The sequence below is a fragment of the Vreelandella sp. GE22 genome, assembly GCF_968212445.1.
Window position 1 is genome coordinate 3,234,208 of the sequence record NZ_OZ309110.1, and the last position, 12,674, is coordinate 3,246,881.

The following is a 12,674-nucleotide window of genomic DNA, read 5'->3' on the forward strand; positions in this document are numbered from 1 at the left end:
CAAATCAGCCGCGCAGGGTCAAACGCTAGCTCATAATGGGCCACTTGCATTGACAAAAGACATTTTTTAAATTCTGTTCTATACATAGATCATTTTATGTAGCTATTCCAACACATATACATACCCGTCGATACTGCCAAAATACAAACGACCATCGACGATGGCAGGTGCAGAGGAAATTCCTGCATCAGTTTCATAACGCCATTTCATTTCACCTGTATGACGATCCACGGCATACATATAATGATCTCCACTGCCAAAATAGACAGTATCTCCAGCAATAGAAGCAGCACCTCTTATGAATCCCTCTGTTTCAAATCGCCAGATAAGCTCGCCATTTTCGACATTCATAGCATTCATATAGCCATGTGCGCCTGCGTAGCCTTCGCCATCGTCGCCGAAGAAAGCAATGTCATTATCTAAACTAATAGATGACATGGTGGAAAATTCTATAGGGAACTCAGCTATTAGCTCACCGTTATTTTTATTTATTTGATTTATCACTCCCCCTTCATTTTCGCTAACTATGGAGTAAATGCAGCAACTATCTATTGCTGGAGTACTAAAAGAGTTCTGCTTATTAATTGAAGAAAAGTAAGACCATATTATTTCTCCAGTCGCAACTGACAGCGCATCAATACTTTGTGAGGTATCTTGAAAAAAAAGCATATCATTTGATATCAATGGCTGCCCGCTACCACCTTGAATAGGGTGTCTCCAAATTTCTTCACCTGTTGCTAAATCCAAAGAAAAAAGGTTGTTAGACATAGATGTTAGAAACACCATGTCATTATAGATCGTAGCTGCATCCATACCTGTTTTGTCATCAGGCTCAAACCGCCAGATTTCTTCCCCTGACAATCGGTCAAGGGCTATTAAATAACTTTCATTATCATTTCGAGAAAATCGGCGTCCTACCAGAAGAAAATTTTCATTAACCGTAATCTGAAAGCTAGGTTGCTGCTCTAGGCTTTTTTCCCAAATTAGTGAGCCGCTATTTTGATTGACAGCATAAACTCCGCCCTCAAAGTCAGCAAAATATACGAGCCCGTCATATACTAACGGCGTGCTGAATACAGGTGAGCCAGTATCAAACTTCCATGCTAGCTTTGGTGAACTCTCCGGCCCCGTATCATCGTAAACCCCTGTCCTTTCCAAATTAGCCTGGAACATTGTCGAATTAGCTAGAGCAGGAGAAGATATTAGGGGTAAAGAAGCCAGAAGCCCTACTACTAAAAAACTTACTTGCGAAGTTACTGAATTGTCAATCATTTAAATATCCTTATTTTCTACTATTAGGGATGCCTAGGTCACCAAAAGAGGGTTCCAAGCAACTTTTATAAATTCCGTTTAGTTGGTCATCGATATCGGAATGTCTAGTGCTATCTTCTTGGGCAATAGCAAGAACTCTTCTATGGTAACTTCTTTCTGAACGATCCACACATGCGTTAAATTCACCTTCGATTACATCATTAGATAACAATAAGGCGCGTCGATTTTCCCTATCAGATTCACATCCTGCAATACTACTTGCTTTTGCCTCATCAGCTTTTTCTATCTGATGTTCTACAATAGCTGGTAACTGGGAAGTGCTGCTGCTTATTGCTGTGTAACTAGCTACGCACCAAGCATCATTAGCGTAACCCGCTGCTTTTTGGGCTGCAGCAACTCCCGTCATGATTAAACGAGGAGACAGGCCCATCGGGTCTATATTAGTTGTAGGGCTTTTTGTATAGTTATAAAAGTTCATTCCACCCAACAACCCAATCGGATCCTGACTCACATACCGTCCCTGCTGTGGGTCGTAGTACCGGTGCCGGTTGTAATAGAGCCCACTCTCTTCATCGTGCCATTGCCCCTGAAACCGAATCGGCTGACGGGCACTGCCACGCACGTTTTTCACCGCTGCCCAGTCATCGGGCTGGCCCTGCCACTGCGTTTCGCCGTTGGCGGCAACGAGTTGCATCGGGGTGCCAATCGCATCCGTGACAAAGGCGCTGAGTTGCGGGCCTTCCTGGGTGTCGTCGATGCGCAACATGGGCACAAAACTGCCCGGCTCGTAGACGATGGTCGAGCCCTGATTCTCGCTGTCTTCCCGCACAATCCGGTCGCCGTCCCAGCCGTAGTGGGTGGTGGCGGTGGTGCCGTTTTCGTGGCGCACGGTCTTGCTGACCCGGCGGCCCAGGCCGTCGTAGCGGTAGGTGGCATCGACCGTACGGCCTCGCTCGCTTGCGCGGGTGAGCTGGACCAGGCGATTGGCACCATCGTAACCGAGTGTCAGGCGGTCGCCGTTGGCGGTTTGCTTTTCGATCATGTTGCCCGCGCCGTCGAAGCGGTGGCGGGCACCGTCCAGGTGGTCGAGGCGGTTGTCGGTCAGCGCCTGTTGACCGTCCAGGCGGTTACCGGCGGCATCGAGGGCGTAGCGGTGGGCCTGGTCGCCGTGCTGGCTGCCGGTCAGGCGGCCGGCGGCGTCGTAACTGTAGGCGATGACGCTGGAGGCCTGATCACTCTGCACGCTTCTGAAACTCATGCGGCCCAGAGCGTCGTACTGGTACTGCTGCCCCCCGCCGTTCTGCGCGCCACGCAGGGTCAGGTGATCGAGCTGGCCGAGGTTCGTGTAGCCGCGCTCCAGAATCAGGGGCTGTACCTGGTCACCCGATGCCAGCGTCAGGCGGCGCCGGGTCTCCCGGTGCAGGACGTCCGGCTCCAGGTCGATCTCCAGGTTCAGCCCCGGGGCGCTCAGCCCGTGCAGGTGGCCGCTGCCGTAGGTGTGCCAGTTGAGCGCGGGTAGCTCGCCGAACTGGCTCGCTTGCGGGGCGCCGTTGGCGGTGAGGGTGTGCTGCTGCTGCCACTGCCAGCCGCTGCCGCCTTCGATACCCGCGTGGCGCTGTTGCTCGCCGACCAGCCGCTGGGCGTCATCATATTGAAACGCGACTTCGCCGTGCTCGTTGGTAACGCTCATGAGCTGGCCGTTGGCGCCCCATCGGTACTGCTCCTGGCTTGCCGGGGCGTGCTCGGTGGCGGGTAAATGGCGCGCCGCCAAGCGTCCGGCAGCGTCGTACTCATAGCGCGTGGCAAGCGGCTGGCCGTCCGGGCCGGGGCGGCTGGCTTCGATGCGCTCGATCAGTTGACCCGCTTCATCGTAGCGGTACTGCTGTTCGCGGCCGTCCGGGCCGGTCTCGCTGGCCAGCCGGTCCATGTCGTCATAGGCGAAGCGGTAGACCGCGCCGTTGCCCAGGGTCAGCTCACTCAGGCGGCCCACGTCGTCGAAGGCGGTGAACTGCTGACTGCCGTCGGCCTCGGTGCGCTGGGCCGGGCGGCCGTGTTCGTCGAAGAAGAACTGCTGGCGGAAGCCCTGGGGGCCTTCCACTTCGACCAGCCGCCCTTGCGGGTCAAAATGCTGGTGCCAGTAAAGGCCGTTGGGTGCGAGTGGTCTACTTGGTAGGCCTTACCGCACGCCGGGTAGGGATAGAGACTGCCTCGTTCCGCCTCGACATAGAGATCCAAGCGGTGGGGCGACGCGGAGGTATCCAGGTGCTGGTCCTTGAGATTCTAGGGCGTTTCTAAGCCCAGGCCGAGAGTGAGAATCAGGGTGCCGCCCATGTCATGCCTTCTGCTAATATGGGGGTAACATTCTGGCTCATCTAAGAGGACGAATCCCACACCCAACGTCGAAGATTCTTGATAAATATAGGGAAAGCTAAAGCGATCAATTAATCTTTCCTGTCCACCCAAGCCATAAAATCACAAACATATAGGTGACAATCAAGCAGAAAATAATATTTAAAAACATTCCCAGGAGCGCTGTTTTACCTCCTAGCTTTAAATGCTTTTGATGCCAAAAGAAAATTATTGCTCTAGCTGCGTCGTCGCTTTTCTTGCTTTTGAAAAAGTCTAACAAGCCAAGCTTGTCATAAGCTTCAGGGTTTTCTTTCTTAAAAAAAATTAGAAAAAACCCTAATACTAAAAACCATAAAATGATTGGTAAAAAAAACATCAGCTCAGACATTTTATCAATCTCCCTTTTTCTCTGATTTTATCTTCTTTGCCAAACCAATATTTTTCCTTATTATATAACTAATGCTCCACAACCATATGCATAGGAAAATAAGTATCCAGCCATACCATATTATTTTATAGGGAATTGAATCCGTTCCGAATAACCAAGCTGAAAGAGGAATAAGAGGGAAAAGAAAAATGACAAAAAAAGTTCTCAAAATTTGGTTTTTCATTGTTACTCACCTATTTCCCAACAAGTGTTAGAGACTTCTGAACGACACATCTTGATTGCTCCTCCAATATCGACACCAAAGATACCTCCTAAGTTGGAGGAAATAGAACCAGTATTAGAAAAGTTAATATCAGCTCCTGTGAAAACTGCAGTACCCTCACCACCGATACTATAACTAACATCCCCAGGCTCAAAAGTACCTGTTGCGGCAGAAACTCCCCCCGTCACTCCTGCTCCAATCCTAGGTCCTGCCATAACGCATGTTGTATGAATAGTGCAAGCTAGTCCATCTGCGTTAACAGCAACCCCTGTCGACTTACTTCCTCCAACTACAATAATCAGTTGTCCGCCCGCTTCTGCAGTGGCAGTACTTCCTTCTCTAACCCTTTCGGCTGGGTTAAAAACATCTCCCACTCTCCTTGGCTCTGCTCGCGGACGCGTATGACCATTCTGAATAGCAGTGCCAATAGGATCTAGTTGGTGCATATTTGCCCCAAATAACCCCAACGGATCCACCGCCCCCATTGGATTTGTCACATACCCATACAAGTTGGTACCACCGCGCAACCCGATAGGGTCTTGGCTGATGTATCTTCCCTGCTGCGGGTCGTAATACCGGTGCCGGTTGTAATAGAGCCCGCTCTCCTCGTCCTGCCACTGCCCCTGGAAGCGAATCGGCTGACGGGCACTGCCACGCACATTTTTCACCGCCGCCCAGTCATCGGGCTGGCCCTGCCACTGCGTTTCGCCATTGGCGGCAACGAGCTGCATCGGCGTGCCAATCGCATCCGTGACAAAGGCGCTGAGTTGCGGGCCTTCCTGGGTGTCGTCGATGCGCAGCATGGGCACGAAGCTACCCGGCTCGTAAACGATGGTCGAGTGCTGGCTCTCGCTTTCTTCGCGCACGATGCGGTCGCCGTCCCAGCCGTAGTGGGTGGTGGCGGTGGTGCCATTTTCGTGGCGCACGGTCTTGCTGATGCGGCGGCCCAGGCCGTCGTAGCGGTAGGTGGCCTCGACCGTACGGCCTCGCTCGCTTGCGCGGGTGAGCTGGACCAGGCGATTGGCACCATCAAAACCAAGCGTCAGGCGGTCGCCGTTGGCGGCCTGCTTTTCGATCATGTTGCCCGCGCCGTCGAAGCGGTGGCGGGCGCCGTCCAGGTGGTCGAGGCGGTTGTCGGTCAGCGCCTGTTGACCGTCCAGGCGGTTACCGGCGGCATCGAGGGCGTAGCGGTGGGCCTGGTCGCCGTGCTGGCTGCCGGTCAGGCGGCCCGCGGCGTCATAGCTGTAGGCAATAACGCTGGAAGCCTGGTCACTCTGCACGCTTCTGAAACTCATGCGGCCCAGGGCGTCGTACTGGTACTGCTGCCCCCCGCCGTTCTGCGCGCCGCGCAGGGTCAGGTGATCGAGCTGGCCGAGGTTCGTGTAGCCGCGCTCCAGAATCAGGGGCGGCGCCTGGTCGCCCGCTGCCAGGGTCAGGCGGCGCCGGGTCTCCCGGTGCAGGGCGTCCGGCTCCAGGTCGATTTCCAGGTTCAGCCCCGGGGCGCTCAGCCCGTGCAGGTGGCCGCTGCCGTAGGTGTGCCAGTGGAGCGCGGGTAGCTCGCCGAACTGGCTCGCTTGCGGGGCGCCGTTGGCGGTGAGGGTGTGCTGCCACTGCCAGCCGCTGCCGCCTTCAATACCCGCGTGGCGCTGTTGCTCGCCGACCAGCCGCTGGGCATCATCATATTGAAACGCGACTTCGCCGTGCTCGTTGGTGACGCTCATGAGATGGCCGTTGGCGTCCTAGCGGTACTGCTCAGTGCTGGCTGGAAAGAGACGCAATATTTTGTTGCGTTCTTAACTATTACACTCTGGGACCAAAAACCCAGGACTATTCTCTATAAAGACCAACTGCTCCAGCGCATAGTCACATGATTGAGCTCAACGTCTGTTTTAATGATGATCCTGTCATACGTTTTTCCTCGTTCCAGCCCCCCATTTTTACTTATTTTAATATTAGAAGCAGTACTGTTATAGGATAGACCGTAACGTTCAAGTTTCACTTCCTCATCAGTTAAGGTGTTAACCAGGGTCGCCGATATATGCTGTTTCCCAAAAGCTTCATCAACCCACTCTCTTGTTGAAATCAATCCATCAACATGGGTTGGCTGCATGGAGGTTACATCAATACTAATATACGCACCGCCTATCACTCTCACTGGTTTTTCTAAATTAAACACAAGGTGGCTGCCTTCTCCCATGTCGATTGGTGATGGCGTTAACGTAACCGGGTTACCAAAAAAAACAACTAAAAACAGTGTTTTTAAAATATTTAAGAATTCGGACATAATGGTGACCTCGCCCAAAGCTTTTTAATTCAAGGGCTCAAAGACTGCGGCAGCTATTACTATCTTGACATGGGATAGAAGAGGCACCAGAGCCCCCCAAAGTCGCTTTATCTGCCTCGCGCAAAACATCACCAGCCCATGTTTGGCAATTTCGTGCACCAAATGCGTGAGGCAAGGTGCCGGGATAAGCCGCTACATTGTATGTACGGGACATTCCGACTTTTTCCTCAGCGGCATGACGCACAGCATCGGCATATTCCGGATCGTCAGATATGACGGTACAGAGTGCGTTAGGTGATTCGTTAGCATCCACTTTCCCATCACTCCAAATCATATTAAGCCAGCCACTATCTTGTCCTGCCTGAAAACTGTATATATCTTCACCAGCCATTAAAAAAGTATGCCGAACCGGGTTGCCGCTTGATTTCATAGGATCATCACCAAATATTTCAAGTTGCCTACTACACAGAAGTGTCTGCTCCAATCCTAACGGATCCACCGCCCCCATTGGATTCGCCACATACCCATACAAGTTAGTGCCACCGCGCAACCCAATCGGATCCTGACTCACATACCGTCCCTGCTGTGGGTCGTAGTACCGGTGCCGGTTGTAATAGAGCCCACTCTCCTCGTCCTGCCACTGCCCCTGGAACCGAATCGGCTGACGCGCACTTCCATGCACATTCTTCACCGCCGCCCAGTCATCGGGCTGGCCCTGCCACTGCGTTTCGCCGTTGGCGGCCACGAGCTGCATCGGGGTGCCAATCGCATCCGTGACGAAGGCGCTGAGGTGCGGGCCCTGTTCGGTGTCGTCGATGCGCAGCATGGGCACGAAGCTGCCCGGCTCGTAGACGATGGTCGAGCGTTGCTTTTCGGACTCTTCGCGTACGATGCGGTCGCCGTCCCAGCCGTAATGGGTGGTGGCGGTGGTGCCGTTTTCGTGGCGCACGGTCTTGCTGATGCGGCGGCCCAGGCCGTCGTAGCGGTAGGTGGCCTCGACCGTACGGCCTCGCTCGCTTGCGCGGGTGAGCTGGACCAGGCGATTGGCACCATCAAAACCAAGCGTCAGGCGGTCGCCGTTGGCGGCCTGCTTTTCGATCATGTTGCCCGCGCCGTCGAAGCGGTGGCGGGCGCCGTCCAGGTGGTCGAGGCGGTTGTCGGTGATGGCCCGTTGGCCCTCGAGGCGGTTACCGGCGGCATCGAGGGCGTAGCGGTGGGCCTGGTCGCCGTGCTGGCTGCCGGTCAGGCGGCCGGCGGCGTCGTAACTGTAGGCGATGACGCTGGAGGCCTGGTCACTCTGCACGCTTCTGAAACTCATGCGGCCCAGAGCGTCGTACTGGTACTGCTGCCCCCCGCCGTTCTGCGCGCCACGCAGGGTCAGGTGATCGAGCTGGCCGAGGTTCGTATAGCCGCGCTCCAGAATCAGGGGCGGCGCCTGGTCGCCCGCTGCCAGGGTCAGGCGGCGCCGGGTTTCCCGGTGCAGGGCGTCCGGCTCCAGGTCGATTTCCAGGTTCAGCCCCGGGGCGCTCAGCCCGTGCAGGTGGCCGCTGCCGTAGGTGTGCCAGTTGAGCGCGGGTAGCGCGCCGAACTGGCTCGCTTGCGGGGCGCCGTTGGCGGTGAGGGTGTGCTGCTGCTGCCACTGCCAGCCGCTACCGCCTTCGATACCGGCGTGGCGCTGCTGCTCGCCGACCAGCCGCTGGGCGTCATCATATTGAAACGCGACGTCGCCGTGCTCGTTGGTGACGCTCATGAGCTGGCCGTTGGCGCCCCAGCGGTACTGCTCCTGGCTTGCCGGGGCGTGCTCGGTGGCGGGTAAATGGCGCGCCGCAAGGCGTCCGGCGGCGTCGTACTCATAGCGCGTGGCAAGCGGCTGGCCGTCCGGGCCGGGGCGGCTGGCTTCGATGCGCTCGACCAGTTGGCCCGCCTCATCGTAGCGATACTGCTGTTCGCGGCCGTCCGGGCCGGTCTCGCTGGTCAGCCGGTCCATGTCGTCGTAGGCGAAGCGGTAGACCGCGCCGTTGCCCAGGGTCAGCTCACTCAGGCGGCCCACGTCGTCGAAGGCGGTGAACTGCTGGCTGCCGTCGGCCTCGGTGCGCTGGGCCGGGCGGCCGTGTTCGTCGAAGAAGAACTGCTGGCGGAAGCCCTGGGGGCCTTCCACTTCGACCAGCCGCCCTTGCGGGTCGAAATGCTGGTGCCAGTAAAGGCCGTTGGGCAGTTGGGTGGCGGTGCGCCGCCCCAGCTCGTCGTGCTGGGTGCGCGTGGTCTCGCCCAGGGCGTTGGTGGCACTGGCCAGATACCCGCGGCGGTCGTACTCAAACTCGGTGCGCTGCTCGGAGCAGTCGATCTCGGCGGTGACCTGGCCCTGGGCGTTCCACTCGCGCTGGTGGGTGGCGCCGCCTGGGTCGGTCACCGTCGTGGCACGGTCGGGCAGGCGCTCGTCTTCGTAAGCAAACGCCGTGGTGCCTGTCGGCCCCGTCACTTCCACCGGCTGACCACGTTCGTTACGAGTGATTTGCCAGTGCTGGCTCTCCGGCCCTTCGATGCTCACCGTGTCGCCCAACGCATCGCGCTCGATGCTCCAGCGCTGGCCGTCCGGTGTTACCTGGCCGATGACCTGGCCACTTTCGTTACGCTCAATACGGTTTTCCCGGCCCAGCGGGTCGGCCGTGGCAATTTTTTGCCCGACGCGATCGTAACGGAACTCGATACGCGAGCCGTCGGCGCGGGTGTGCGCCGTCCAGCGCTTGCCGGGGCCGCTGCCCACGAAGTGGTAACGCTCTTCGCGGCCCAGGTGGTCGGTGACCTGGGTGTGATCGACGTGATACTCAAAACGCCGCGCCAGGCCGCCGGCTTCCTGCTGACCTATTACGCGGCCGTCCGGCGCGTGGCGGTCCCAGGTGTAGTGGGCCTCCATACCGCCGGGCACCCGGTGGGCGGTCAGCATGTGATCCTGCCACTCGAACTCACGCACCACCTCGCCGTGGCGCTGGCGCACGGCGAGCAGATCCCCGGCCGAGCTATAGGAGTAGCGCACCAGCCAGTCGCCGGGGGCGCTGCCGTCGTGCTCTTTGGCAAGTTTCACGCCGGTAAGGCGCTGGCCCGCATCGTTGGGCTGGCTGGGCAGCATCGCCTCGTAAACGAACTGGTAGTGGCGCCCGGCGCTGTCGATGACGCGCGTCAGCAGGGCCGCCTCCCACTGGTACTCGGTGGTGTAGCCGTTACGGTCATGCTCTTGGGTCAGTGGCCAGCGGGCGCTGGGGTCGGCGGGCTGTTCGAACACGTAGTAAACGAGACTCGCATCGCTTAGCACGATGCGCTGAGGATCCTGGCGCAGTGTTTCGTCCAGCACCTGCCAGCGCGGGTCCGCCTCTGCTTCCTGTGAATCCGGGCCGCCGCGACGAATCCAGAGCTGTTCGGTGGGGGAAAAGCGCGCCTGCCCCGATGCCAATTCGCCAAAGGTAATCTCGCGCCCCTGGGCGTCGTGAACGATACAGGCGTTTTCATGAAGCTCGAGTGCCAGGCTTGCGCCGGGTACCGACCAGCCCTGGCCGAGAATGCCCACGTTGGCATTGCTGGAAAGATAGCCACGGCTGAACACGAAGGGTCGGGGTGCAGGCAGCGCGAAGTCGGTCTCGGCAGGCAACAGCTTGGCGCCCAGCAGCGGGTTGACCGGGCTGCCCACGGCAGGCTCACAGGCGCTGCAGTCGCTGGCCAAGCCGTCGCTGATGTCGATGTCGGCAAAGTCCACGGGGGTGGCGGCGGCAATGTCGCTGGTTAGCGTTGGAGTCTGGTGGGGCTCGAGGGTGGTGTCCTCGCTCTCCTCCGGCTCGGCCTCGCCGGGCAGGCGGGGCAACACGATGGCCTGGCCCTGGCCACGCCCCGGGCTTCCGCCGGAGTTGATCTTGACCTGGGAGCCGACAATGGTAACGCCGCTCGGGTCGAGTTTGATAAAGCTGCCGCCGGCCTTCAGGGTAATCTCGGCCCCGGCCTCCAGTACGATCTGCGTGCCCGCCTTGTGGTGAACCTCCTGCCCCGCTTCCAGAAGCTGCGCCTCGCCGTACAGCTCGTGGCGGGTCTGGTCCACCTGCAGGTGGTCGTCACCCTTGATTTGGGTAAAACGGTCGTTGTGAACCGTCAGGTGATCGTCATTATGGATTTCGCTGAGGCGGTTGCGATGCACCTTGAGGTGACTGTCGTTGCGAATCTCTTCGGTGCGGTCGTTGAGCGTTAAAAGCTCCAGGTCTTTTTGAGCGTGGACCCAGATCTGCTCCTCGCCCGCCTCGTCCTCGAAGCGCAGTTCGTTGAAGCCTTCGGCCTTGTGGCTTTGCGTGCGCAGCACCGTGCGGGTCTTGTTCGCCGGTAAATCGTAGGGCGGCTGGTTGACCGCGTGGTAGGTGCGCCCGGTGACCAGCGGCTGGTCCGGGTCGCCTTCCAGAAACGAGACGATCACCTCGTGGCCGATGCGTGGCAGGGCAATGCTGCCGTAGCCGCCGCCGGCCCAGCCCTGGGAGACGCGGACCCAGCAGCTGGCGGTATCATCGGGTTCGGCGTAGCGGTCCCAGGGGAACTGGACCTTGACCCGGCCGTGCTCGTCGCAGTGAATCTCTTCGCCTTCCGGGCCGACCACGAAAGCCACCTGGGGGCCGTCGACCCGCGGTTTTGGGTTCGGCGTGGCGCGCCAGGCGGCGTCACCGGGCATCAGCGTGACCTGGTTGACGTAGCGGGTCATGCCGCCGGTGTCGCTGGCGCTGATGCTGTCCTCTTCCAGTGCCTGGGGCTGCTCGCCGGCGTGGTGCACCGCGACCACCTGCCAGTCCCGGTTGAGGCTCTCGGTGTCATGGTCGGTCAGCGTGAAGCGCGCGCCGGGGGCGAACTCGGGCAGATCGCTTTGGGCGCTGGCCGTGGTGGCGTTGCGGCGCAGGTGCTCCAGGCGGATGCGGGTGAAGGGCTTGCCGGAGGCGTCTTCCTTGTAGCGGCCGGGGTAGTCAAAGTGTTCGTAGTCGGTCTGTTGACCGTGCTCGGCGACGTCATCGCCCATGTGATCGTGAAGCTGGGCGTAGGCCGGGTTCTTGAAGCTGTAGTCCTTGAGCTGGGCGCTGGCGGCGGCGACCCGGGCGGTGTGGCTCAGCTTGCGCACGTGGCGGGTAGGCGGCGTGCCGCCGGCGCGGCTGTGGTAGGTGCGCTCGCCCAGGTTGGTGAGTACCTGGGGGTCATCAGAAAACACCAGCCGGTGGGCGCCGCCCTCGCTGTCCTCGAACTCGTGGAAATAGAACAGGCCCTCCTCGGCGGCGAGGCGCTCGATGAAGGTGAGATCCGTTTCGCGGTACTGCACGCAGTATTCCCGCTCGAGGGGTTCACGGCTGACGGCGAACGCCACATCGGTAATACCGCGCTCGTCCAGCAGGGTGTTGATGATGGTGAGCGGATCGACCTTCTGGAAGATGCGCGAGTTCTGGCGCAGCGAGGTGCGCCAGAGCGCCGGGCGCAGCGTTAGTGAATAGAAGGTGCGCCGATGGCCGCGATCACCCCGGCCGAACTCGCTGATGATGCCGTGGACCCGGCGCAGCGGCTCGCCGTCCTGCCAGACGGTCAGCGTGGCTTCGCGGTCGAGAAGCTCGGAAGCCTCCAGGTCGCCTTCGCGGCTGGCGATGTTCAGCGTCAGCTCGAAGGGCTCGGAGAGCGCCTCGCGGTGGGTGAAGTCGATGACCGCGACGTCATCCACGCCGGGCAGCATTAAAGTGAACTGTAGGCCGGTGGCTGGCATGTTAACTTCCCTCTCCTGAACCTGAACCGATCACCACGCCGCCGCAATCAACGTCGTGGCTGGTGAGTGCAACGGGCGTGCCGTCGACGAAAATAGTGCCGGAACCCTGAGCGATACTGCGCGGGTGGGGCGAGTGGCTGGGCTTTTTGTGCGCCTCCAGGGGGTCGCCTTTACGGGCCACCGGCTTGCCGTCCATGATGACCGTGGGGCTACCCGAGATGACCGGCGAGGGCACATAGCCGTTGTGCTCGGTGCCGATATCCCCTACCAGTACGAATTTTTGGCCCATTGCTCGACTCCTTCTCCGCGTCAGCGTGTGCGTGCGCTTATTCATGTTGCTCGTGGGTGGCGCTTG

At 58.8% G+C, this 12,674-nt stretch carries 7 protein-coding genes and 1 pseudogene; all 8 read right to left on the reverse strand.

Going from position 1 to position 12,674, the window contains the following annotated elements:
• Positions 1-102: 102 nt before the first annotated feature.
• A complete protein-coding gene (locus tag ACWHRL_RS15200; RefSeq protein WP_447894339.1) occupies positions 103-1,272 on the reverse strand; it encodes an outer membrane protein assembly factor BamB family protein in 1,170 nt (389 codons plus the stop codon).
• 10 nt (positions 1,273-1,282) lie between these two features.
• On the reverse strand, positions 1,283-3,370 hold the full coding sequence (locus ACWHRL_RS15205; RefSeq protein ID WP_447894340.1) for an RHS repeat-associated core domain-containing protein: 2,088 nt from the start codon (positions 3,368-3,370) through the stop codon (positions 1,283-1,285).
• Positions 3,371-3,709: 339 nt separating this feature from the next.
• Positions 3,710-4,009, reverse strand: coding sequence for a hypothetical protein (locus ACWHRL_RS15210; protein ID WP_447894341.1), 300 nt, complete (start codon positions 4,007-4,009; stop codon positions 3,710-3,712).
• 225 nt (positions 4,010-4,234) lie between these two features.
• Positions 4,235-5,992, reverse strand: a complete 1,758-nt coding sequence (locus ACWHRL_RS15215) for an RHS repeat-associated core domain-containing protein (protein ID WP_447894342.1) — start codon at positions 5,990-5,992, stop codon at positions 4,235-4,237.
• Between the two features lie 113 nt (positions 5,993-6,105).
• Entirely contained in the window at positions 6,106-6,555 is a 450-nt protein-coding gene (locus ACWHRL_RS15220) for a hypothetical protein (RefSeq protein ID WP_447894343.1), read from the reverse strand.
• Positions 6,556-6,592: 37 nt separating this feature from the next.
• Complete coding sequence (locus ACWHRL_RS15225) at positions 6,593-10,303, reverse strand: RHS repeat-associated core domain-containing protein (RefSeq protein ID WP_447896185.1); 3,711 nt, start codon at positions 10,301-10,303, stop codon at positions 6,593-6,595.
• Positions 10,304-10,348: 45 nt separating this feature from the next.
• Positions 10,349-12,319, reverse strand: a pseudogene (locus ACWHRL_RS15230) (type VI secretion system Vgr family protein); the annotation flags it as partial.
• 1 nt (position 12,320) lies between these two features.
• A complete protein-coding gene (locus ACWHRL_RS15235) occupies positions 12,321-12,608 on the reverse strand; it encodes a type VI secretion system PAAR protein (protein ID WP_447894344.1) in 288 nt (95 codons plus the stop codon).
• Positions 12,609-12,674: the final 66 nt, after the last annotated feature.